This is a genomic window from Prauserella alba, from assembly GCF_024171735.1.
GTDB lineage: Bacteria > Actinomycetota > Actinomycetes > Mycobacteriales > Pseudonocardiaceae > Prauserella > Prauserella alba.
In genome coordinates, this window is sequence record NZ_JAMTCH010000003.1 from 1,272,836 (window position 1) to 1,295,520 (window position 22,685).

Genomic DNA, 22,685 nt, shown 5'->3' on the forward strand with positions numbered 1-22,685 from the left:
CCATGAACGCTGGACCTCTCGGCGGCCTGACGGTGATCGAACTGGCGGGCCTCGCGCCGGCCCCGTTCGCGGCCACGATGCTGGCCGACCTCGGCGCGGACGTCGTGCGCGTGGACAGGGCGAGTCCGGGCGCGGACGTACTCGGCATTCCGAACGACCCGCTCACGCGGAGCCGCCGCACCATCGGCGTCGACACGAAGACGCCCGGCGGCGTCGAGGTGGTGTTGTCGCTGGCGGAGCAGGCGGACGTGCTCATCGAGGGCTTCCGGCCCGGTGTGGCCGAGCGCATGGGGCTCGGGCCCGAACAGGTGCACGCGCGCAACCCACGTCTGGTGTACGGGCGCATCACCGGCTGGGGCCAGGACGGCCCGCTCGCACCGGTGGCAGGCCACGACATCAACTACATCGGACTCTCCGGCGCCCTGGCCACCATCGGCAGGGCGGGCGAGAAGCCGGTGGCGCCGGTGAACTACCTCGGCGATTTCGGCGGCGGTGGGCTGTACCTCGCGATGGGCGTGCTCGCGGCGCTCTACGAACGCATGTCCTCCGGTACGGGGCAGGTCGTCGACGCGTCGATGGTCGACGGGTCGGCGCTGCTGACCACGCAGCTGTACGGCATGAAGGCGGCCGGTGCGTGGAGTGGCGAGCGGGGTGAGAACCTCCTCGACGGGGGTGCGCCCTTCTACGACACCTACGCCTGCGCCGACGGCCGGTACGTGGCCGTCGGTGCGATCGAGATGCGGTTCTGGTCGGCGCTGGTGGAGGTGCTGGAACTGGACGCGGAGTCGTTGCCGCTGCACCTGGACCAGTCGCAGTGGCCGAAGCTCAGGGAGATCCTGTCCGAGGCGATCGGGAAGTACACGCGTGACGAGCTGGTCGCGAAGGCCGCGGGCACCGATGCGTGCCTGACGCCGGTGCTCACACCGGAGGAGGCCGCCGACCATCCGCACAACGTCGCCCGCGGAACGTTCGCCGAGGTCGGCGGGACGGTGCAGCCCGCGCCGGGGCCGAAGTTCGATCGCACGCCCGCGCCGCAGCCGCAGGCGCCGCATCCCGCGGGGGCCGACACGGCCGAGGTGCTCGGCGAGTTCGGCTACGACGCCGCCGCCGTCGCCGCGCTGCGGGAGGCCGGCGAGGTCGCGTGAGGCAGTGAGCCGCGCCCGCGCCCTGCGGCGCGGGCGCGGTGTCAGGTGCGGGCCCACCGTGCAGCGCGGGCGCAGCCGGATCGCACCGACGGTGGTGACGGCCGCGGCGTGTCGGTCCGCGGCGGCAGGACTCTGCCCCTCTAGGGTGCCACCCGGACGTGTCACCTGTGGGCGCGTTCCGTAACCGAGTTCCGCCGTTCGTGTGGGAACCGGTCGGGCGGCCCATGGCCCGCTGACGATGATGTTGAATGAGCCGCGTGAACGCGCCGGCCCACCGGCGTTCATCGGGCCGTCACCGCACCCGGCCCCCGGCGCGGCGGAACGGCGGGAGACCCGACCGGCCGTCGACGTGAAGAATTGAGTGGAGCGATGTCACCGGGACTCAAGAAATTCCTCATCTTCGGCGTCGTCGCTCTCGTCCTGTTCCTGTTGATCAGCAAACCCACCGAGTCGGCCGACGCCGTGCAGACCGCCCTGAGCTGGTTGGGAGACGGCGCCCAGGCGCTCGTCACCTTCGTGGAGCGACTCTTTTCCTGACGGTTACGCCGCAGTTTCCACATCATGGACATCGCGCCGTCCGGTGCCCGAAACCCGGGCACCGGCGAAACGTCGTGACCGCGGAAAGAATGCGATTACACTGCGTGTATCCACCGCGTTTTCGGGCCGCGGACTGGACCATCCGGGTGGATTCCGGGGTCTAAAGCGCAGGTCACCGAATCTGTCGCCGAGAGGGTCTGGCGTGGAGCCGAGTCGCTCTCCTACGGTGCTCACATTGCGTGATCGGGCCGATCCGATGATCGCCCGGCGGCGGTTCGAACAGCGTTGCTCTGGCGAGAACGTTGCTCTCGGGCAGTCTTTCCGCAAGCGACTCCGATGTGCGTTGCAGAAGGAGGCAGGGATGCACGATCCCGGCGTTGACGCGGTCATCCAGCAGTGGACCTCTGAGCGTGAACAGAGCGCCGAGGAGGTCGAGGCGCACCGCATCGCCACGTCCTGGCTCGCAGAGGCCCCGCAGGCCTCACCGGCGGCCTCGCAGGCCCCCGGGATTCCGGGACAGCGGGGTGCGGCCGGTGCCGGCGCATGGGCGGCGCTCGACAGCGCCGACACCACGTATCTGGATGCCATGCGGCAGCGGCTGCCCGACGCCCCCGACGAACTCCTCGTGGCCGCGGCGGGCTGGTGGCAGATGCTCGGCGACGTGCGCGAGGCCGAGGCGTGGTGGGACGCCGGCATCAGCCCGCTGGACCAGCGGGCGCTCGACTACCGTGCGGCCGGGCTGAACCCGGACGACCTCGCCAAGTGGCTCGGCCCCCTCACGGTCCTCGAACACCTCCGCCGGGGCAGCGCGCCCGCCTGGTGCGTGGCACGCCTATCGCGGCAGCGCCGCGACGCCGCGAGCTGACGTCCCCACCGCCGCCTGCGGCCGCCGGGACGCCCGCAGGCGGCGATGTCTCCAGGCTGTCGTGTCCGGCACGGGATGATCCGTTCGGCGTGCCGTCGTCATCACCGGACGGGCGTAACGTTACGGTGCCTCCGTTCGTTAGCCCCACGGGTGAATCGGTGGACGGAAAGGCCAGGCGGTGCGCACAGCGGGAACCGGGGACGGTGGGCAGCACCGTGACGGCATGTTGCCGGCATTGCGGCCCGTGGCGGCGCGACTCGGCCTCGTCCTGCTCGTACTCGCCGTCGGCGCGGGCGGTGTCTGGTTGGCGGCCGGCGCGGCGACGCCGGAGGCGAGTCCGACGACGACCGACGTGCCGGCGCGTGACATCGAACCGGCGAGCGTGACGCCCGGCTCCGCCGCTCCGGCCGAGCAGGCGTCGGTGGCACCCGACAGGGAGCAGGCCCCGGGGGCGAGCAGCGGCGGTGGCAGTCGGCGCCCCGTGGATTCACTCGACACCTGGGCCGAACGCACCGCGGCGGCCACCGGCGTGCCCGCCCGCGCACTGCGGGCCTACGGCCACGCGGAACTCGCGATGCGCGAGCACGCGCCTGCGTGCCGCGTCTCCTGGGCCACGCTGGCCGGTATCGGCCGCGTCGAATCCGACCACGGCCGCTACGGCGGCGTCACACTCCAGCAGGACGGCAGGCCCTCGGCCCCGATCATCGGCGTACCCCTCAACGGAAACCCGGGTGTCCGCAGCATCACCGACACCGACGGTGGCCGGCTCGACGGGGACCGTCGGCACGACCGGGCCGTCGGCCCGATGCAGTTCATCCCGAGCACCTGGATGCGCTACGCCAGTGACGGCAACGGCGACGGGCGGGCCGATCCCCAGCAGATCGACGACGCCGCCGTCAGCGCGGCGCGGTACCTGTGCGTGGGCGGCAGGGACATGTCCGGGGCCGACGGCTGGTGGGCCGGGATCATGTCCTACAACAACTCGGTCGAGTACGCGCAGAAGGTCTTCGGCCTGGCCGACGGCTACGCCGCACAGGCCGCGGGCGCCCGGGGCTGACCGCCCGGTCTCGCCGTGTGGGGTGCAATCGACCCTGCGCGGTGCGGGGGTGTGTGACCGCGGTCGCGGCCGTGGGAGTGCTAGCGTCGGAGGCGTGAACCCCCGCTCCATCACCGGCCGCGCCGTGGGCATCACGCTGCTGTGCGTCGCGGCCATGGTGGTGTGTTCCGGGCTGGCATGGTGGCAGTGGGACCGGTTCTCCTCGGCGGGCGGAACGTTCCAGAATCTCGGTTACGTCCTGCAATGGCCGCTGTTCGGGCTGTTCCCTGCCTTCATGGTCTGGCGGTGGCGAGTACTCAGCCGTCGCAGGGCCGGCGAGGACACCGCTGGGCTCGGCGACGAGCGGAGCGGCGCCACGGCTGCGGCCCGCGAGCCGTCCGCTCCGGTGGCCGATTCCCGCGAACCCGCCCGGTGGCGCGCCCCGAAACCGCGCCGGGCCGACAGCGACGATCGCGGCGAACGCGGCGATCGCGAGGACCCCGCCGACGCCGAACTCGCCGCGTACAACCGGTACCTGGCCGAACTCAACGCACATGACCAAGAGGTGACGTGACGACATGGTGACGACCGACCGCGACGCCGACGGCGGGAACGCCGCGGCACCGACCGCCGCGGGCGGCCAGGCTCCGGGACCGCTGCGCGGCCCACTGGCCCGGTTCCGCGTCGCCGCCTTCGCCACCGGTATCGGACTGCTGGGGCTGGTGGCCGTGATGGTGATCCGCTACGGCTTCGACAACGCAGGCCCCTCGGCGGTGTACTCGCCGATCCACGGCGTCGTCTACATGATCTACCTGGTGTTGGCGGTGGACCTTGCGCTCAAGGCCCGCTGGTCCGTGAAGGGCACGGTCGGCGTGCTGCTGGCCGGATGTGTGCCCCTGCTGTCGTTCTGGGTCGAGCGCAAGGTCCACCAGCGCGTCACCGCGGGGCAGAAACTCTGACCGACGTCCGCACCGCGTGCGGGGGCACGGTGCCCGCCCGCAGCGCCTCGGCGTCGATCGATGCGGGGCGATAGCCCGCGCCGTCGCTCGTCACGGCTGCCAGCCGGTCCTGCATGGTGGTCACCGGGTCGCCGAGCCGGTCGAGCCTGCCCGACAGGAACGCCCACTCGTGCTCGTCGGATCCGTAGTAGACGGCGGTGCCGAACAACTCCGTGAACCGCTGCCACGCTGCCACGAGCGTCCGGTTGCGCCACATCGTGGGGCAACCGCCCTGGCAGGTCACCACGCCGCCCTCGGTGAGCAGCCGCGCGCATCGGCGCAGGAAGTCGGCCTCGTAGAGGCGGTTGTGCTGGGCCTGCGGGTCTTCGCTCTCGTCGGGCAGGTCGATCAGCACGACGTCGTAGCGGGTTCCCGCGGACTCGGCAGCGGCCAGGAAGTCGAAGCCGTCGCGGTAGTGCACCCGCACCGGCCCCTGGTGCGCCTCGGCCGCGGCCAGCTCGTCCTCGGTGTAGCCGTAGGGCAGGTGCCGGGCGGACAGCCGCACGGTCTCGGCGTCGATGTCGACGTGGTCCACCGTCGTCGCTCCGTGTGCCAGGGCCATCCCGCTCACCACGCCCTCGCTCGAACCGATGATCAGCACGGAACGGATCTGGTCGGCCAGCAGCAGCGGTGGCACGGCCAGCGCCTCGTGGTAGACGAGCTGGCTCGCCTCGCTGCTCTGGCGTTCGTCGTCGCAGAACAGGGTGAGGCCGTGGGCGGTGCGGCCGATCAGGACGTGCTGGAAGGCCGTCGTCGTGTCGACCACCACCTCGTCGACGCGCCAGGTGCGCGTCATGCCGTCGGCGAGCGGTTCGACGATCTCGGCCCCGGTGGCGGACCCGATGTTGGCGGGGGACACGCGTCATCCTCCTGTCACGGTCGTGTGCCGGGCGGGCTGGCCGCGCCGGACGGTTGACATGGTCACCGGACCGCTGCCCAGGGCGTCGCCGAGCAGCTGGACGGCATGAGCGGGGTCGGCGCGGTCGCCGCACGTGAACACGTCCACGAACGCCGCTCCGACCTCCGGGTACGTATGCACCGACGCGTGGGACTCGGCGAGCATCGCCAGCACGGTCACGCCCTGTGGTTGGAACCGGTGGGCGATGACGTCGCAGACCGTCGCGCCGGCATCGGTGAGCGTGCGCGCCAGCGCGGCGCGCAGGAACGTCTCGTCGTCGAGCAGCCGTGGGTCGACACCGTCCAGCTCGGCGAGCACGTGCGTTCCCGAGAACACACCGACGTCGCTGCGGTCAGTCGGCACCGGTTGGCCTCCCTTCGCGGATGCAGTAGGTACGGAGTGGCGGAATGCCGTTGAACGCCACGGACGAGTAACTCGCCGTGTACGCGCCGGCGGCAAGGATGTCGATCCGGTCCCCGGCGCGCAAGGACTCGGGTAGCCGGTACGGCGTCCGCTGATACAGCACGTCGTCGCCGTCACACGTGGGGCCCGCCAGGATCACCGGGCCGTCGGGGCCGCCACGCGGGTCGACGGGCTCGACGGGGTAGGTGATCGCCTCGTTCTCGGTCTCGGCGAGCCCGTTGTAGCGGCCGATGTCGAGGTACACCCAGCGGTGGTCGTCACCGGGGTCCTTGCGGCTGATCAGCACCACCTCGGCGCGGATCAGACCGGCATCGGCAACGACCGCGCGGCCGGGTTCGACGACCAGTTCCGGCTGCTCGCCGGGGAACCGGGCGCGCAGGGCTCCGGTGATCGCGGCGGCGTAGTCGGCCGGTTCCGGCGCCGGGCGCCGGTAGCCCGTGGCCAGGCCGCCGCCGATGTTGAGCCTGCGCAGGTGGACGCCGTGGGCGGCCGCCGCGCCGAACACGGAGGCCGCCGTCGCGATCGCGCCGTCCCATGCATGGGGGTCCCGTTGCTGTGAGCCGACGTGCATGCTGACGCCGACCGGGTCCAGCCCCAGCGCGGCGGCCTCGACGAGAAGGTCCGTGGCGACTGCGGGGCTGCAGCCGAACTTGCGCCCGAACGGTGTCGCCGAGTCCGGCGGGTCGACGAGGAGCCGCACCGACACCTGCGCCCCCGGGGCGTGGGCGGCGATGGCGTGGAGATCGCCGTCGGCCTCGCAGGTGTACTCGGTCACGCCGGCGGCATGGGCGCGGGCGATGTCGGCCGGCTTCTTGACGGTGTTGCCGTAGGACAGCGTGCGGCCGTCGGATCCCGCGGCCAGGCACAGCTCGATCTCGGCCGGACTGGCGACGTCGAACCAGGCGCCCTCCTCCGCCAGGACGCGCACGACGTCGTGGGCGGGATTGGCCTTGACGGCGTACTGGATGCGGGCCTGCGGGAACGCGGCCGCGAGGGTCCGGTACCGCGCGACGACGGTGTCGGTGTCCACGACGAGGCACGGCGTCGGCGGGTCGTGCTCGGCCAGGAACCGGCGCAGCGCCGGGGGCGGTACCGGGATGTGGTCACGGTGGTTCACGAGGGTGAGATTGGCAGGTCCGGACCCCGGCCGCGGGGCCTGGGCCCGGCCGGTGTGCGGCGTGCAACTTGAGCCTCGGTGCGGGTGCCGGTTCACCAACCCGGCACGTCACGCGTGAAACTGTCGCCCGCCGCGAATTCCGTGATCGGAGGGTACGGCCGCCCTGTCATTTCTGTCCGCATTGCGGCAGATGGCATGAAAACCGTGTGCAATTGTGCTCTCCGTTTTCCGTGGAACCGCGAAAGCCGCTGAATCGGGTGACGTGCATCGGACTTGACCACGACGTCTCGTCGCAGCGTGTAGTGATCATGTGGTGGATGTGCCGCCCACTGGCGCGGGAGCGGCGGCGGAGCGAGGTCCGCGGACGGGGGAACCGGTCGGCATCCGGTTGGCGGCACGGAGGACTGGACCACCGGTTCGAGGGACGCCGGCCGGGTAGGTGCATCCGAGGTACACCACAAGATCGTGGACTCTTTGAACGCGCTGCGTAGTCAGCTACGTGGTCAGGGTGGTTCCTTCGAGGGGGTCAACGCCGATGTCTGCGCCATGTGGGTGAGACTTGACCACGACGCTGCTGCGACTTCAGTAATCAAATTCCCACGCCGTGTTCCCGGAAAACGGAAACCGAGTGCCGCCGAGTCGGGTGAATGGCGATTTCCGCTGGTCATGCTGCGCCTCTCGAGATCATTTGGTGGCAACCCGATTGGCTGTACGATTTCTGGCGCCCCGGCCAAGCGAATTGAGTGCCACGGCACGGATCTGTGGTTTCAACCTGCAGATCGCAACTCGCGGCCGGCGTCTGTGGGGGAGAGGACGGCACGGCCGGGGCGGACGGAAGCGACAGCGGCGACCGGGCCGACGGGCCGGGTGGCGACAGCGTCGGTGACGCCTGCGGTCCCCGGGCCCGCGGCGTCGCGGCGGCGGTGTCCGGCACGGGCCGGGCGTATCCGGCGCCCGTCCCGGAGCAGCCGGATACGGAGGAACGACCAGACATGCGGTACAGCGCGCGGTGCACGGGCCGGGTTCTCGCAGGCCCGTCCGGGACGGCACGCCCGTCCGGGCATCCGGACCGGGCCGTGGCCCCGCGCCGTACCGGGCCGGAGATCGTCGTGGCCGTGAGCGAGCCGGAGAGGGAGTCACGTACGTGACCGTTGCAGGAGAAGGCCGAGTGCCCGTGGGGCAGCTTCTCGGAGAGGGCGCCCCGAAGCCGTCCCCGTGGAAGGCTCTGGCGCGCTGGCGGGACTGGAAACTGCCAGCCAAGCTCGGAGCCGTCACCCTGATTCCCATCGTCATCGCGTTGGTGCTGGGTGGACTGACGCTCGCGACCCAGCTCGACCGTGCGGATCGGTACGACCGCGTGGCCGAGCTGGCAGAACTCAACTCCGCGTCCCGCACGCTGCTCGATGCCCTCCAGCAGGAGCGCACCGCCACCGCGGCCGCGCTGACCCGGGGCAACGGTGTCGATTCGGCACAGCTGAACGAACTCCGCGACGAGGTCGACCGCGCGGTGGGGCCGGTGCGGGCCGCACTCGGCACGGAGGGCGCCGAGCTCGACGCGCTCACCGAGCCCCGCGCCGAACTGAACGAGCAGCTCGACCGCCTCTCGTCGCTGCGGGAACGGGTTCGCACCGGTCAGCTCGGCGCGATCCAGGCGGCACAGTCGTACTCGGTCATCACGTCCTCGCTGCTGACGGTGGACGTCGCCGCGGTGTCGGGCATGGGCGACCGTGCCATCGGCGGCACGCCCACGGCGTTGCACGACGCGCTGGCCGCCCGTGAGGAGGTGTCGATCCAGCAGGCGCTGGTGGCCCACGGCATCGACCGCGGCGGGCTCGCCCCGAGCGAGTTCGACCAGCTCCGGACCTCGGCCGTGCGACTGGAGGACCGGCTGACCGAGTTCGGCGGCGCGGCCACCGTCGAGCAGCGTGCCGCTTTCAACGAGACCGTGCGCGGTGAGACGTTCGACGATCGTGAACAGGCCATGCGCGGACTGCTCGCCGGGCAGGACGCCGACGCCGCGTTCGGCGAGGTCCCGGCCGGCCAGTGGCAGGACGCGTCCGGCGGCGTGTTCGCGTCGATGGGACAGTTCGCGGGCCAACTCGGCGACGAGATCCAGACCAGCGCCGATGACGCCGCGAGCGGCGCACATGCGGCGGTGGTCTGGCTGGCCGTACTGTTCGTCCTGGCGCTGGCACTGGCAGGCGTCGTGGTGTTCGTGATCACCCGGCAGCTGCTGCGCTCGTTGAACGTGCTGCGCACCGCCGCGCTGGACGTCGCGGACCGGGCGCTGCCCGAAGCCGTGCGGTCGATCCAGGACGGCCAGTCGCAGAACCCCGTCGTGCGCCCGGTCCCGGTGTCCACCGACGACGAGATCGGGCAGGTCGCCCGCGCGTTCGACGCGGTGCACAGCCAGGCGTTGCGTCTCGCGGTCGAACAGGCCGGTATGCGGGCAGGGTTCGCGGGCGTGTTCGTCAACCTGTCCCGGCGGAGTCAGAGCCTCGTGCAGCGGCAGCTGCAGCTCATCGAACGCCTGGAGCGCGACGAGGAGGACGCCGACCAGCTGGCGACGCTGTTCCAGCTCGACCATCTCGCCACGCGGATGCGGCGCAACAACGAGAACCTCATGGTGCTGTCCGGTGACGAGCCGGGCAGGAGGTCCGGTCGGCCGGTGTCGGCGACCGACGTGCTCCGTGCGGCCGTCTCGGAGATCGAGCAGTACCAGCGTGTCGTGGTGAACACCCCGCCGTCGGCGCGCGTCGTCGGCTACGCGGCGGGCGACCTCGTCCGACTGGTCGCCGAGTTGCTCGACAACGCGGCGGCGTTCTCCGCGCCCGAGACGAGGGTCACGCTCTCCAGCAGGCTCCTCGAGGACGGTGCGCTGCAGGTCGACATCTCCGACCGCGGCATCGGGATGAACGACGCCGAGCTGGAGGAGGCGAACGGCCGGCTTCGCGACGTCGGCCCCGTCGACATCGCGACCTCACGGCGAATGGGCCTGTTCGTGGTCGGCCGACTGGCCGAGCGGCACGGCTTCCGCGTCGTACTGCAGAGCGGGCCGGACGCGACCGGTGTCACGGCGGTCGTGACCGTCCCCTCGGAAGTCGTCATCGTCGAGCAGCAGGCGCCGACAGAGGTGCTCGCGCAGACCGCTCCCGGGGACCCGGCTCGCGGGGACATCGCACGCCCCGCCGGTACGCCCGGATCGGCGACCGGTGGCAGGTCGGCCACCGCGCACGGCTCGCCCACTGCGAACGGCACGGCACCCACCGATGACGGCGGGACGGGCAACGGGCTGCCGCAGCGGCGCGGCTCCGGCTCGGCGCTGCCGACGTCCTTCGCGCCGCTGACCCAGGGCGGCGACGCGCCGTCGGGAACCGAGGTGTCCGGTACGGCGCTGTTCAGCCCGATCACCGGTGACGACCGCCAGGGCGGTGACACGAGCCGACCGGCTTCCGGGACCGATGACGGGGCGGGTTCGGGCCCGGTCGGCCGCGACCGGAACGGGAGCTCCACGGCGAACGGGGGCGGGCTGCCGATCCCGCAGCAGGGCGGCCCGGCCGACGAACCAGGTCCGGGAGCGCAGCACGATGCAGCTGCTCCGGCCGATGCACCTGCTCCGGTCGATGAGGCACCCCGGGACGACGAGGCCGCCGGCGGCTCGCAGGGCGACGAGACGGGCTCCGGCGACGAGTCGGGCTCCGGCGACGAGTCGGGCTCCGGCGACGAGTCGGGCTCCGGAGCGAGGAACGGCGCCAAGCCGAATCTGCCGCGTCGCAAGCCGGGCGCGAGCCGCACCTCCCGCGACGGCGGGTCGCGGTCCGGCGGATCGGCCGGCACCGGTGCCGAGGCGGGAGCCGCCGGTACGACGGACGGCGTCGCCGATCCGAACGCGGACCGGACCGCCTCGGCCGCGCCGAGTTCGGACCTCGGCGGGTCGGCGCTGTTCGCCGTGCCGGACACCGAGGTAACCGACTGGTGGAACGCCGCGACGTCGGCCAAACAGCCGCCTGCGCCCGAACCGACACCCAAGCAGAAGGACGGCTCCGAAGGCACGCCGATCTTCAACGACATGCTGTCGGCGTGGTTCCGCAGTGCCTCGGACGAGGAGCACGACCAGGGTTGGGGTTCCTCGACGCCGGGGGACCCGCAGCGCCGGTCGGGCGGTGACGAACCCGCGGGGTACACGTCGGCGGGCCTGCCCCGGCGGGAGCGGGGCCGGAAGTTGATGCCGGGCAACGCGTCGGGTGCCTCCGGCAGCGGTGCCGTGAACGGCGTCTCGCACGAGGCGCCGAAGCCGCCGCGCGACGCCACGGGGGTGCGCAGCCGCCTGAGCAGTTTCCAGCAGGGCGTCAGCCGCGGCAGGAGCCGGAAGGACCCGGAGGGCCCGGCCGACGCCACGACGGCAGCCGAGACGCCCGTGAACGGCGCGGCCGCACCTGCCGACCGGACGGCCGCCGGCCCTGGCGCCACGACTCCCGACACGGCCGCCCCGGACACGGAGACACAGGACACGGCGACGGCGGGACGGGGCTCGTCCCAGCAGCAGGTCCAGGAGGACTCCCCATCGCAGCCTGCCGCGTCGCAGGCGGCGTCGGAGAGCACGGCGGTGGAGGGCACCACTCCGCAGGGTGCCGAGTCGGTCGATGCGACGTCGGTGGATACGGAGTCGGCGGATGCGGAGTCGGAGGGCTCACCGCCGGCCGCATCCCGCGAACGGGGCCCGCAGCCCCGGCGATCCGGGGCCGACACGCCGAAGACGGCGGCAGGCCTGCCGCAGCGGCGGCGTAAGCCGCGACCCGCCCCTGCGCCGACTCCGCAGCCGCGGGCGAACCCGGTGGCCGGCGGTACCCCGTCGGCGAGCGGCGCCCCTGCGGACTCGACGCAGGCCGACGCGGACGCGGCGGCCACCGAGACCGCGAGCGCCGAGGCCGTGCCCGCGGAGTCCGCGGCCAGCGAGACCGCGGCCACCGAGACCGTCACTCGCGAGGCGGCCGCCGACACGACCACCGCGGACACCCCGTCCACGGAAGCCGCGACGGCTGAGGGGGTGTCGGACGCGGCCGAGGCCACGTCCGACTGGATGTTCGCCGCCGACGAGCGGTGGCGGACGGTGGAATCGGCGTCGGAGGCGGCGCCGACCGGCTACACCCCGGCCGGGCTGCCCCGCCGCCAACGTGGTCAGCAGCTCATGCCGGGCAGTGCGACGTCGACGGGACCGGGGAACGGCCGGCCGCGGCGCGAGCGTGACCCCGCCGACGTGCAGGGCAGGCTCAGCAGTTTCCAGCAGGGAATTCGCCGAGGCCGGCATCGGACCGCTCAGGCGAGCGACAGCAGTGAACAGAAAGTGGAGGGTGAATGACCGCGCCGGATCGGGCTCAGCCCCAACAGAACCAGTTCGGATGGCTGGTGAACGACTTCGCCGAGCGAGTGCCGGGCGTCGCGCATGCCGTCGTCGTGTCGGCGGATGGGCTGTTGCTCACCGCGTCGAACCGGTTGCCGCTCGACCGCGCCGACCAGCTCGCCGCCGTCGCCTCCGGTCTGATCAGCCTGACCCAGGGTGCCGCCCGTTGCTTCGAGGCGGGAGCCGTGAACGAGACGGTCGTCGAGATGGAACTCGGCATCATGGTGCTGATGTCCATCAGTGACGGTTCGTGTCTGGCCGTGCTGGCCGCGCCGAACTGCGATATCGGTCAGGTGGCGTACGAGATGACGCTGCTCGTCGACCGGGTCGGGCAGATCCTGACGCCCGAGCTGCGTGCGCAGCTCCAGGGCGCGGGTGGCCCGCTGGTCGGCGGATCGGTGGGATGACCGTAGCGATGAGCACTGACTCCGGATTCGGGAGCGGGAACGACGAGGGCGCGATCTCCGACGTGCTCAACGGCTTCGCGCTCACGTCCGGACTGCGCCGCCGGAAGCGCGGCAAGCGCAGGGACGAGCCCGACGACGACGGTCGGGACGCAACCGGCGAGCCCGACAGCCGGGAAGCACCGTCGTCCTCACCGGCCGAACCCACGGACGTGGTGTGGCCCGGTGAGGAGGACCATGACCGGTCTTGGACCGGAGAGGAGCAGTTTGTGTCGGCCGAACCCATCCCCGTCGAGCCGGTGGCACCGCCGTCGGCGGCTGAGGAAACCGGTTTCGTCCGTCCTTACGCCATCACCGGCGGCCGGACGAAAGCGAACTACCCGCTGGAACTCGAGACGCTGATCTCGACGCGTGATGCCGCGGTCCTTCCGGTCCCCGATCAGCTCGAGCATCAGGTCATCATGGAAGAATGCCGGACTCCGCGTTCGGTGGCCGAGATCGCAGCGGTTCTCCAGGTGCCGCTCGGGGTGGCGCGAGTGCTGATCAGCGACGCGGCGGACACGGGGTTGGTGACCGTGCACCGCACCGTGGCGGGCAGCGAGAACGCCGAAGCGCATTTTATGTTGATGGAAAGGGTGTTGAGTGGACTCCGTCGGCTTTAAGGCACCGCGCCAGGCGGCGCCGCAGACGATGACCTCGGCGAAGATCGTCGTGGCAGGCGGATTCGGCGCGGGCAAGACAACGTTCGTCGGTTCGGTGTCCGAGATCGTGCCGTTGACGACCGAGGCGATGATGACGGACGCGAGCACCGGCATCGACGACACGGCGGCGACGCCGAACAAGTCCACCACCACGGTGGCCATGGATTTCGGTCGCGTCTCGCTCGACGAGGACCTGATCCTGTACCTGTTCGGCACGCCCGGCCAGGAACGCTTCTGGTTCATGTGGGACGACCTCGTGCGCGGCGCGATCGGTGCGGTCGTGCTGGCCGACACCCGCCGGCTCGCGGACTCGTTCGCACCCATCGACTTCTTCGAGGACAGGGGCCTGCCGTACATCGTCGGCGTCAACACGTTCGACGGCGTGCTCCAGCACGATCTGAACGATGTGCGTGAGGCACTGTCGATCGACGAGAGCATCCCGCTGGTGCGCTGCGACGCCCGGCAACGCGAATCGACGAAGCAGACGTTGATCACGATGGTCGAGTACGCGATGCAGCAGTGGTTGGCGGTGCGGGGCGCCGCGGCTCCGAAGCCCGTCGGCTGAGGCGGGCGGCCGCAGCGGCGGTAGCTCCGCGGCGATGCCGCCGGGAGAGACCGTCGTCACGGTGGACCGCGTCTTTGAATTAGTAGGAAGTCCAAGTATTTTGGTGGCATGACCACCGAGCTGCACCAGCCTGTGCATCCCGTCCGGTTCGTCACGGCGGCGAGCCTGTTCGACGGACACGATGCCTCGATCAACATCATGCGGCGCATCCTGCAGGCGCAGGGTGCGGAGGTGATCCACCTCGGGCACAACCGGTCCGTCGACGAGGTGGTGACGGCCGCGATCGCCGAGGACGCGCAGGGTGTGGCGATCAGTGCCTACCAGGGCGGGCACGTCGAGTACTTCTCGTACCTGGTCGAGCTGCTCCGGGAACGCGGGGCGGGCCACGTGAAGGTGTTCGGCGGTGGCGGCGGTGTCATCGTCCAGGACGAGATCGACCTGCTGCACTCGCGTGGCGTCGCGCGGATCTTCTCGCCGGAGGACGGGCTGGAGCTCGGCCTGCCGGGCATGATCAACCACATGGTCCGGGAGTGCGACGTCGACCTGGCGCGGGAGTGGGCCGGCGACCTGGACCAGCTGCTCGCGGGCGACACGCGGACGCTGTCCCGGACGATCTCGCAGTTGCAGCAGGACATTTTGCCCGGCGAGTGGCACACCGCCGTCCGGGAAGCGGCGCAGGCGAGAACGGTGCCCGTGCTCGGCATCACCGGAACCGGTGGTTCCGGCAAGTCTTCGCTGACCGACGAACTGGTGCGCCGGTTCCGCAACGATCAGGAGGACAAGCTCCGGATCGCGGTGCTCGCGGTCGACCCGAGCCGTCGCCGCGGCGGTGGTGCACTGCTCGGTGACCGCATCCGGATGAACTGCCTGGACGGCGACCGGGTGTTCTTCCGTTCGTTGGCCACCCGGACGACCAGCGGGGAGATCCCGCAGGGGCTCGACGAGACCGTGCTCGCGTGCAAGGCGGCTGGCTTCGACCTCGTCATCGTCGAGACTCCCGGTATCGGTCAGGGCGATGCGGGCATCGTGGACCACGTCGACCATTCGCTGTACGTCATGACGCCCGAGTTCGGCGCGGCCTCACAGCTCGAGAAGATCGACATGCTCGACTTCGCCGACGTCGTGGCGATCAACAAGTTCGAACGCCGCGGCGCCGAGGACGCGCGCCGTGACGTCGCGCGCCAGCTGGTGCGCAACCGGGAGGCATTCGGCTCCGACCCCGAGGACATGCCGGTCTACGGCACGAGCGCGGCCACGTTCAACGACGACGGCGTCACCGCGCTGTACCAGCAGCTGCGTGACATGCTCGCCGACGGCGGACTGTCGGTGTCGGCGGGGACGCTGGCGCCCGTCGAGGGGAAGGTCTCGACGCAGACGGCGACGATCATCCCGCAGCACCGGGTCCGGTACCTGGCCGAGATCGCCGAGACCGTGCGCGGCTACCACGCGGAGACCGAGCGGCAGGCGGACGCGGTGCGCATGCGCGAGCATCTGACCGCCGCCAGGGAGGCACTCGCGGCCGATGGGGGCGACGCCGGCACGCTGGACGGGCTCGTCGAACGCGCCGAATCCGGTGTGGAGGCGGAGACGGCGCAGCTGCTGGCGCGCTGGGAGGAGCTGTCCGAGTCGTACCGCGGTGAGGAGCTCGCGTTCACGGTGCGGGACAAGGAGATCCGCACCGAGCTGTGGCGGGACACGCTCTCCGGGAGCAGGATTCCGCGGGTCGCGCTCCCGCGGTACAAGGACAAGGGCGAGCTCGTGTCGTTCCTGCGGCGGGAGAACCTGCCCGGCTACTTCCCGTACACCGCGGGTGTCTTCCCGTTCAAACGCGACGGTGAGGACCCGGCGCGGATGTTCGCGGGCGAAGGGGATGCGTTCCGCACGAACCGGCGTTTCAAGTACCTGTCGGCCGACTCGGAGGCCAAGCGGCTGTCGACGGCGTTCGACTCGGTGACGCTGTACGGCTTCGACCCGGACACCCGGCCGGACATCTACGGCAAGGTGGGCACGTCGGGCGTCTCGATCGCGACGCTCGACGACATGAAGGTGCTCTACGACGGTTTCGACCTCACCGCGCCGTCGACGTCGGTGTCGATGACGATCAACGGTCCGGCTCCGACGATTCTGGCGTTCTTCCTGAACACGGCGATCGACCAGCGGATGGACGCCTTCCGCTCCGAGCACGGCCGCGAACCGGACGCCGACGAGGCCGCCGAGATTCGCGCGTGGACACTGCGGCAGGTACGCGGCACGGTGCAGGCCGACATCCTCAAGGAGGATCAGGGCCAGAACACCTGCATCTTCTCCACGGAGTTCAGCCTCCGGATGATGTCGGACATCCAGGAGTGGTTCATCGAGCACGGGGTGCGGAACTTCTACTCGGTGTCCATTTCGGGCTATCACATCGCCGAGGCCGGGGCGAACCCGATCTCGCAGCTCGCCTTCACGCTGGCGAACGGATTGACCTACGTCGAGTCCTATTTGGCCAGGGGCATGGACATCGACGAGTTCGCTCCCAGCCTGTCGTTCTTCTTCTCCAACGGCATGGATGCCGAGTACTCGGTGCTGGGCCGGGTGGCGCGCCGGATCTGGGCCGTGGCGATGCGGGAACGCTACGGCGCGGGGGAGCGGTCGCAGAAGCTCAAGTACCACGTGCAGACCTCTGGGCGATCGCTGCATGCACAGGAGATGAACTTCAACGACATCCGCACGACGCTGCAGGCCCTGTGCGCGCTGTACGACAACGCGAACTCGTTGCACACCAACGCCTACGACGAGGCGATCACGACGCCGAGCGAGAGCTCGGTACGTCGTGCCATGGCGATCCAGATGATCATCAACAAGGAATGGGGCCTGGCGAAGAACGAGAACCCGCTGCAGGGCTCGTTCATCATCGACGAGCTCACCGACCTCGTGGAGGAGGCGGTGCTGACCGAGTTCGAGCGCATCTCCGAACGCGGCGGTGTGCTGGGCGCGATGGAGACCGGCTACCAGCGCGGCAAGATCCAGGACGAGTCGATCACCTACGAGCGGCTCAAGCACAGTGGTGAGCTGCCGATCGTCGGGGTGAACACGTTCCGCAACCCGGACGTGGACGAGCAGGAGGGCGAGGTCGAACTCGCCCGCGCCACCGAGGACGAGAAACGCTCGCAGTTGCAGCGGCTCGACGATTTCCAGACCAGGAATCACGCCGAGGCGCAGACCCAGCTGGCGCGGTTGCGGGAGGCGGCGGCGCGGGGCGAGAACGTGTTCGCCGTGCTCATGGACGCGGCGCGGGTGTGCTCGCTCGGCCAGATCACCGAGGCGTTCTTCGAGGTGGGCGGTCAGTACCGGCGCAACGTCTGACCGGCCGCCCGCCGGGCACCGCCTCGCCACGGAGCGAGCGGTGCCCGGCTCGGTCACGGCTGCGGGAATGCACGCCGCCCGCAGCCGGTTGCGCATGGATATGAAGTTCGGTGTTTCGACGTTCGTGACCGACGAGGGAATCCGGCCGGGGCCACTGGGTACGGCGCTGGAGGAGCGGGGCCTGAGCTCGCTGTTCCTCGCCGAGCATTCCCACATCCCCGTCAGCAGGGAGTCGCCGTATCCCGGCGGGGGCGACCTGCCGCACCAGTACTACCGCACGCTCGACCCGTTCGTGGCGCTCACGGCGGCCGCTGCGACGACGCGGGAACTGACCGTGGGTACGGGGATCGCCCTGTTGCCGCAGCGTGACCTGATCCACACCGCCAACGAGGGGGCGAGCCTGGATCTGGTGTCGGGCGGCCGGTTCGTGCTCGGCGTCGGTGTGGGCTGGAATCGCGAGGAGATGCGCAACCACGGTGTGGACCCGGCCACTCGCGGCGCGCTGATGAACGAGCAGCTGGAGGCGCTGACGCGGCTGTGGACCGAGGAGCAGGCGGAGTTCCACGGCAGGTATGTGGATTTCGACCCGGTCTACGCGTGGCCGAAACCGGTCGCCACGCCGCATCCGCCGATCTATGTGGGCGGGGAGAGTCCGGCCGCGTTGCGGCGGACCGTCGCCTTCGGTGATGGCTGGTTGCCGCGTCCGCACACCACGCCGGAGGAGATTCGGCAGGCACAGGACTGGTTCGCCGAGCAGGGGAAGCCGGACGTGCCGATGGCGATCTTCGGCGCGCCCGTCGACGAGAAGGTCATCGAGGGGTGGGCCGAGGCGGGCGTCGACCACGTGACGTTCATGCTGGCGACCGCACCGGAATCCGACACGCTGCGGGAACTCGACGAGTTCGCCGCCTTCGTCGCGCGTTACGGCGGCTGACGGTCCGCCGGATCGCACCGGGCGTTCCCCGGGGCCGTGGCTCAGGGGAACGCCCGGTGCGGTTCAGTCGAGCAGCAGGTGCACCGACAGTTCGAGGCGCTTGGCGACGTCGGCGGCGGACGCGCGGCGCGTGACCCAGGCGACGAGGTTGGCCATCCAGACGTCGGCGATCACGTGGAAGACGTCACGGTCGTGGTCGGTGGGCTCGTCGATGCCCATCGCCTTCGCGAACATGTTCTCCATCATGGCGCCGACCTGCTCCACCTCGGCCGCCGCCGTGGTGTCGGCGAACATGAATGCCCGCACCATCGCCTCGGTGAGGTGCGGGTCCCGCTGCATCATGCGGGTGTTGCGGCCCAGGACGACGAGCAGGCGCTCGGTGGACGTCTCGCCGGGGATGCTGCCGCGGTCGAGCTTGTCCTGTGCCCGCTCGAACTCGCGCGCGAGTCCGGACACCAGCAGATGGATCTTGGACGGGAAGTAGCGGTAGAGGGTGCCGAGGGCGACGTCGGCGCGTTCGGCCACGGTGCGCATCTGAACCGCGTCGTAGCCGCCTTTCGCCGCGAGGGCGAGCGTCGCGTCGAGGATGCGCTTGCGCCGGTCGCGCTGGGCCGCCGTTCCGGGCTCGTCCCCGCCCATCGGGCCGAGAGCGGTGGAGCTCCGGGACGCCGTCTTCGACGAGGCCGGCGCCTTGGGCTTGCTTGCCATCGGCATCTCTCCTGATTCAAGAACCTGTTCCAGTCCTGATGTGCAGTCTACCCAACATCGGCTGAAAGCGATGCTCGGGTTACGCCCGGTTAAGTGAAACATGTTCTACAATCGCGCTCGTGGGTATCGCGATGACGGACGAGCAACGAGCACTGGCCGACGCCGTGCGGGCTGCGGCGCAATCCCCCGACCCGGCCGCGGCGATCGGCGGCATCGGGTTGCCGTCGGTCGCCCTGCCGGAATCGCTCGGCGGGGCGGGCGGTGGTGTCACGGACCTGGTGGCCGGTGTCGCGGCCGCGGCGGGCGAGCTGGCGGGCGGTGCCGGTCTCGGCTCGGCTCTCGCCGGGCTCGCGTGGGCGCAGCGGCCCGCGTCCGCGGTGGCCCTGCGGTACGCGCCCGCCGTGGCCGCGGGCACCGTACGGGCGGCGGTGGCGTTCGAGCCGGGAGACCTCGTCGCACGGCCGGGCCGGGACGGCGGCGTCGTCGTCGACGGCACCACGCCGGTGCTGCCGGACGGTCCCGATGCCGACGTGCTGCTGCTCGCCGCGCGCACCGGCGCCGACGGGGCGGCGGCCGCACCTGCGGGGAGCGAGAGTGCCGCCGACACGGTGTGGTTCGCGGTCGAGGCCGCGCGGGTGCGCGTTGCCGAACACGAATCCTTCGATCCGAGCCGCCGGATGGCTACTGCCGAGCTGCGGGCGGTGGCCGTGCCGGGCGACGACGTGCTGGGCAGCGTCGCCGTCCCGGAGCTGGCAGCCACGCTGGCGGCCGCGGAGGCCGCGGGGGTGGCGGAGTGGTGTGTGCGCACGGCGAGTGAGTACGCGCGGGTCCGCGAGCAGTTCGGCCGTCCCATCGGTGCGTTCCAGGCGGTGCAGCATCTGTGTGCGGAGATGCTGTGCCGGTCGGAGTCGGCGGCGGCTCTCGCGTGGGACGCCGGACGCGCCGCGGACACCGGTGACGCCGAGCAGTTCGCCGTTGCCGCGGCGGTCGCGGCGGCGGGTGCGCTCGACGCCGCCGTCGACACCGCGAAGGACTGCATCCAGGTGCTCGGCGGGATCGGCTTCACCTGGGAGCACGACGCGCACCGGTATCTGCGCCGCGTCGTGTCGCTGCGCCGGCTGCTCGGCGGCACGGTGCGGTGGCGCCGGAGAGCGGGGGAACTGACGCGGGCGGGCGTGCGGCGTGGCGTCGAGGTGGACGTCGACGCCCACGCCGGGCCCGGAGCCGGCGAGGAGCTGGCCGAGGTGCGCCGCGGTGCCGCCGCGCTGGCGGCCGAGCTCGCCCCGCTGGACGGGCCGGAGGTCCGGGTGCGCCTCGCCGAGAGTGGGTACCTGGCCCCGCACTGGCCGCGGCCGTACGGGCTCGAGGCGACGCCGGCCCAGCAGCTGGCGATCGACGCCGAGTTCGAACGTGCCGGTCTCACCCGGCCCGACCTGGTGGTGGGCGCGTGGGCGCTGCCGACGATCCTGGAACACGGTTCCGAACAGCAGCGGGAACGGTTCGTGTTGCCGACATTGCGGGGCGAGGTGACCTGGTGCCAGCTGTTCAGCGAGCCCGGAGCCGGATCCGATCTGGCGTCCCTGCGCACGTCGGCGGAGCGCGCCGAGAGCGGCGACGGGGGAGAGGCCACTCCCGCCGGTGAGGGTGTGGCCGAGCGGGCGTCCGGAGGGTGGCGGCTGTACGGCCAGAAGGTCTGGACCTCGCTCGCGCACGAGGCGGACCGGGCGATCTGCCTGGCCCGTACCGATCAGGACGCGCCGAAGCACCGCGGCATCACGTACTTCCTCGTCGACATGCGCGCGCCGGGTATCGAGGTGCGGCCGCTGCGCGAGATCACCGGTGAGGTGCGATTCAACGAGGTCTTCCTGGACGGGGTGTTCGTGCCGGACACCGACGTCGTGGGAGAGGTGAACGGCGGGTGGGCGCTTGCGCGCACGACCCTCGCCAACGAGCGGGTCGCGCTCGGCGGCGGTTCGGCGGTCGGCGAGGCGGTGGAGCAGCTCCTGGCCGAACAGCCGGAGCTGGACGCCGAACGTCTCGGTGCTCTCGTCGTCGACGGGTCGGCGGTGTCGGTTCTCGGGGTGCGGGACACCGTCCGCAGGCTCGGTGGTGGTCAGCCCGGTGCGGAGTCGAGTGTGCAGAAGCTCCTCGGGGTGCGGCACCGGCAGGAGGTCGCGGAGGCGGCACTGGAAGCGCGGGGGTCCTGGGGCGCCGTCGTCGACGAGTCGACGTCGGCGGCGCAGCACGAGTTCCTGCTGTCGCGATGCCTGAGCATTGCGGGCGGGACGACGCAGGTGCTGCTCAACGTGGTGGCGCAGCGGTTGCTGGGCCTGCCTCGCCGCTGACGGGTGCGCCCGCGCCGTTGCGGTGCCGGTCGCGGGTCCATTCGAGGAACCGTTCGACACCGGCGACGACGTGGGCGCTGCGGATCGAGGGGAAGATGTCGAACGCGTGCTGTGCGCCCGGGATCTCGGCGTAGGCCACGGGCTGTGGCGAGACGGCGCGCAGGGCGCCGACGAACCGGCGTGCCTCTCCGACGGGCACGAGGCTGTCCCGGTCGCCGTGGATCACGAAGAACGGAGGCGCCGCGTCGGTGATGCGGTCCAGCGGGGAGGCCGCGACGTAGTCCGCGTGGGTCGGCTCAGGGCCCATGACGAACCGCGCCAGCAGGCCGCGCATCCGGGCGGCGCTGGCCCGGGAGCCGCTCGTCGCGGCGAAGTCGTAGACACCGTAGTGCGGCACGCAGGCCTGCACGCTGGTGTCGCTGCCGGTGAACCCCGGCTGGAACGCGGGATCGTTCGGGGTCAGTGCCAGCAGCGATGCCAGGTGCCCACCCGCGGAACCGCCCGTGGTGGCCACGAACGACGGATCTCCCCCGTAGTCGGCGATGCGGTCCCGGATCCAGGCGAGGGCGCGTTTGGCGGCCACGATGTGCTCGGGCCAGCGGGAACGGGGTGAGAGCGGGTAGTTGATGGCCACGCAGGTCCAGCCGCGCCGGGCCATGTGCAGCATGAGCGGGACGCCCTGTTCGTTCTTGCTGCCGGTCATCCACGCGCCGCCGTGCACCTGCAGCAGCACGGGCCTGCCGGTGCCGGGCTCGTTCGGGCGGTAGACGTCGAGCAGGAACCGGCGTCCGCCCCGGTCGTAGGCGATGTCGCGGTCGCGCCGGACGCCGCGGGTGTCCATGCGGAACGGGAAGGCCAGCCTGCCCCACGGTGTCGCCACGTCGTCGGCGGCGCGGTCGCCGGTGGGGCCGCGGTGGTCCGGGCCGAGGGCGTCGGTGAGAGCGGTGTCGACGACCCCGCGGGCGCGGCGGGCGGATTCGATGAGAGCCGCGAGTCCGCCGGCCGACGCGGCCGCCATCGCCAGCCCGGTGGGGTCGCTCGCGCGGCGGTGCCGGACGAGATGGGCGGTCGTGTCGGCCGCGGTGAGTGCGAGCAGCTGCGGGGCGAGTTCGGAGGTCAGCCAGCCTGCGACGAAGGCGGGGACGGAGATCCGGTGTCCGGACCACGGCCGGATCGCGTTGGTGGTCAGGGCCAGTTGCAGCGCTCGGCGCGCACGGAACCACGCGTGCATGCGGCAAGCGTATCCGGGACCCGGCCGTGCCC

At 71.4% G+C, this 22,685-nt stretch carries 18 protein-coding genes; 13 read left to right on the plus strand and 5 right to left on the minus strand.

Translation table 11 applies throughout. The annotated features are described in order from the left end of the window. Positions 1-2: 2 nt before the first annotated feature. The 6 genes from LY12_RS05780 (at position 3) to LY12_RS05805 (ending at position 4,542) form a co-directional block, all read left to right on the plus strand. Complete coding sequence (locus tag LY12_RS05780) at positions 3-1,145, plus strand: CaiB/BaiF CoA transferase family protein (protein WP_253853747.1); 1,143 nt, start codon at positions 3-5, stop codon at positions 1,143-1,145. 369 nt (positions 1,146-1,514) lie between these two features. Further along, a complete protein-coding gene (locus LY12_RS05785; protein WP_253853749.1) occupies positions 1,515-1,682 on the plus strand; it encodes a hypothetical protein in 168 nt (55 codons plus the stop codon). A 361-nt stretch (positions 1,683-2,043) separates the two neighbouring features. Further along, positions 2,044-2,547, plus strand: a complete 504-nt coding sequence (locus LY12_RS05790; protein ID WP_253853751.1) for a helix-turn-helix transcriptional regulator — start codon at positions 2,044-2,046, stop codon at positions 2,545-2,547. Between the two features lie 223 nt (positions 2,548-2,770). Beyond that, the gene (locus tag LY12_RS05795; protein WP_253853753.1) at positions 2,771-3,604 is read left to right on the plus strand and encodes a lytic transglycosylase domain-containing protein; all 834 of its coding nucleotides are present in this window, start codon (positions 2,771-2,773) and stop codon (positions 3,602-3,604) included. A gap of 94 nt (positions 3,605-3,698) precedes the next feature. Continuing rightward, complete coding sequence (locus tag LY12_RS05800) at positions 3,699-4,157, plus strand: hypothetical protein (protein ID WP_253853755.1); 459 nt, start codon at positions 3,699-3,701, stop codon at positions 4,155-4,157. A gap of 4 nt (positions 4,158-4,161) precedes the next feature. Then, entirely contained in the window at positions 4,162-4,542 is a 381-nt protein-coding gene (locus tag LY12_RS05805; protein WP_253853757.1) for a DUF3817 domain-containing protein, read from the plus strand. Here the strand turns inward: LY12_RS05805 and LY12_RS05810 are convergent. The 3 genes from LY12_RS05810 to LY12_RS05820 all read right to left on the minus strand — a co-directional run bounded on the left by LY12_RS05810 (position 4,520) and on the right by LY12_RS05820 (position 7,019). Then, positions 4,520-5,377, minus strand: coding sequence for a spermidine synthase (locus tag LY12_RS05810; RefSeq protein WP_253854933.1), 858 nt, complete (start codon positions 5,375-5,377; stop codon positions 4,520-4,522). The genes LY12_RS05805 and LY12_RS05810 overlap by 23 nt on opposite strands. A gap of 66 nt (positions 5,378-5,443) precedes the next feature. Continuing rightward, the gene (gene speD, locus LY12_RS05815) at positions 5,444-5,842 is read right to left on the minus strand and encodes an adenosylmethionine decarboxylase (RefSeq protein ID WP_253853759.1); all 399 of its coding nucleotides are present in this window, start codon (positions 5,840-5,842) and stop codon (positions 5,444-5,446) included. Then, positions 5,832-7,019 (minus strand): type III PLP-dependent enzyme, encoded by a 1,188-nt coding sequence (locus tag LY12_RS05820; protein WP_253853761.1) that lies wholly within the window; start codon positions 7,017-7,019, stop codon positions 5,832-5,834. The genes speD and LY12_RS05820 overlap by 11 nt, the downstream gene beginning before the upstream one ends. Before the next feature lie 1,144 nt (positions 7,020-8,163). Here LY12_RS05820 and LY12_RS25870 point away from each other — a divergent pair. The 6 genes from LY12_RS25870 to LY12_RS05855 all read left to right on the plus strand — a co-directional run bounded on the left by LY12_RS25870 (position 8,164) and on the right by LY12_RS05855 (position 18,369). After that, positions 8,164-12,378 carry a nitrate- and nitrite sensing domain-containing protein gene (locus LY12_RS25870; protein ID WP_308292073.1) on the plus strand — a complete coding sequence of 1,405 codons (4,215 nt, stop codon included), beginning with the start codon at positions 8,164-8,166 and terminating at the stop codon, positions 12,376-12,378. After that, entirely contained in the window at positions 12,375-12,827 is a 453-nt protein-coding gene (locus tag LY12_RS05835) for a roadblock/LC7 domain-containing protein (protein ID WP_030533451.1), read from the plus strand. The genes LY12_RS25870 and LY12_RS05835 overlap by 4 nt, the downstream gene beginning before the upstream one ends. Positions 12,828-12,835: 8 nt before the next feature. After that, positions 12,836-13,486: a DUF742 domain-containing protein gene (locus LY12_RS05840; protein WP_253853763.1), complete on the plus strand. Its 651-nt coding sequence runs from the start codon at positions 12,836-12,838 to the stop codon at positions 13,484-13,486. Further along, positions 13,467-14,090, plus strand: a complete 624-nt coding sequence (locus LY12_RS05845) for a GTP-binding protein (RefSeq protein ID WP_253853765.1) — start codon at positions 13,467-13,469, stop codon at positions 14,088-14,090. Before LY12_RS05840 ends, LY12_RS05845 begins: the two co-directional genes overlap by 20 nt. A gap of 108 nt (positions 14,091-14,198) precedes the next feature. Beyond that, positions 14,199-17,435: a fused isobutyryl-CoA mutase/GTPase IcmF gene (gene icmF / locus LY12_RS05850; RefSeq protein ID WP_253853768.1), complete on the plus strand. Its 3,237-nt coding sequence runs from the start codon at positions 14,199-14,201 to the stop codon at positions 17,433-17,435. Between the two features lie 100 nt (positions 17,436-17,535). After that, positions 17,536-18,369: an LLM class F420-dependent oxidoreductase gene (locus tag LY12_RS05855; protein WP_253854935.1), complete on the plus strand. Its 834-nt coding sequence runs from the start codon at positions 17,536-17,538 to the stop codon at positions 18,367-18,369. Positions 18,370-18,432: 63 nt separating this feature from the next. Here LY12_RS05855 and kstR read toward each other — a convergent pair whose 3' ends face one another. Beyond that, on the minus strand, positions 18,433-19,077 hold the full coding sequence (kstR, locus tag LY12_RS05860) for a cholesterol catabolism transcriptional regulator KstR (RefSeq protein WP_253853770.1): 645 nt from the start codon (positions 19,075-19,077) through the stop codon (positions 18,433-18,435). 131 nt (positions 19,078-19,208) lie between these two features. On the opposite strand from kstR, the gene LY12_RS05865 reads away from it, so the two are divergent. Continuing rightward, the gene (locus tag LY12_RS05865; RefSeq protein WP_301302315.1) at positions 19,209-21,422 is read left to right on the plus strand and encodes an acyl-CoA dehydrogenase family protein; all 2,214 of its coding nucleotides are present in this window, start codon (positions 19,209-19,211) and stop codon (positions 21,420-21,422) included. Here the strand turns inward: LY12_RS05865 and LY12_RS05870 are convergent. Next, positions 21,379-22,653 (minus strand): alpha/beta hydrolase, encoded by a 1,275-nt coding sequence (locus LY12_RS05870; RefSeq protein WP_253853774.1) that lies wholly within the window; start codon positions 22,651-22,653, stop codon positions 21,379-21,381. The genes LY12_RS05865 and LY12_RS05870 overlap by 44 nt on opposite strands. Between the last annotated feature and the right edge of the window lie 32 nt (positions 22,654-22,685).

Excerpts from the sequence above, each read along its gene's own strand:
- LY12_RS05780 (WP_253853747.1), top strand. The coding sequence starts at position 3 with ATGAACGCTGGACCTCTCGGCGGCCTGACGGTGATCGAACTGGCGGGC.
- LY12_RS05785 (WP_253853749.1), top strand. The coding sequence starts at position 1,515 with ATGTCACCGGGACTCAAGAAATTCCTCATCTTCGGCGTCGTCGCTCTC.
- LY12_RS05790 (WP_253853751.1), top strand. The coding sequence starts at position 2,044 with ATGCACGATCCCGGCGTTGACGCGGTCATCCAGCAGTGGACCTCTGAG.
- LY12_RS05795 (WP_253853753.1), top strand. The coding sequence starts at position 2,771 with ATGTTGCCGGCATTGCGGCCCGTGGCGGCGCGACTCGGCCTCGTCCTG.
- LY12_RS05805 (WP_253853757.1), top strand. The coding sequence starts at position 4,162 with ATGGTGACGACCGACCGCGACGCCGACGGCGGGAACGCCGCGGCACCG.
- LY12_RS05810 (WP_253854933.1), bottom strand. The coding sequence starts at position 5,377 with ATGACGCGCACCTGGCGCGTCGACGAGGTGGTGGTCGACACGACGACG.
- LY12_RS05835 (WP_030533451.1), top strand. The coding sequence starts at position 12,375 with ATGACCGCGCCGGATCGGGCTCAGCCCCAACAGAACCAGTTCGGATGG.
- LY12_RS05840 (WP_253853763.1), top strand. The coding sequence starts at position 12,836 with ATGAGCACTGACTCCGGATTCGGGAGCGGGAACGACGAGGGCGCGATC.
- icmF (WP_253853768.1), top strand. The coding sequence starts at position 14,199 with ATGACCACCGAGCTGCACCAGCCTGTGCATCCCGTCCGGTTCGTCACG.
- LY12_RS05855 (WP_253854935.1), top strand. The coding sequence starts at position 17,536 with ATGAAGTTCGGTGTTTCGACGTTCGTGACCGACGAGGGAATCCGGCCG.
- kstR (WP_253853770.1), bottom strand. The coding sequence starts at position 19,077 with ATGGCAAGCAAGCCCAAGGCGCCGGCCTCGTCGAAGACGGCGTCCCGG.
- LY12_RS05865 (WP_301302315.1), top strand. The coding sequence starts at position 19,209 with ATGACGGACGAGCAACGAGCACTGGCCGACGCCGTGCGGGCTGCGGCG.
- LY12_RS05870 (WP_253853774.1), bottom strand. The coding sequence starts at position 22,653 with ATGCACGCGTGGTTCCGTGCGCGCCGAGCGCTGCAACTGGCCCTGACC.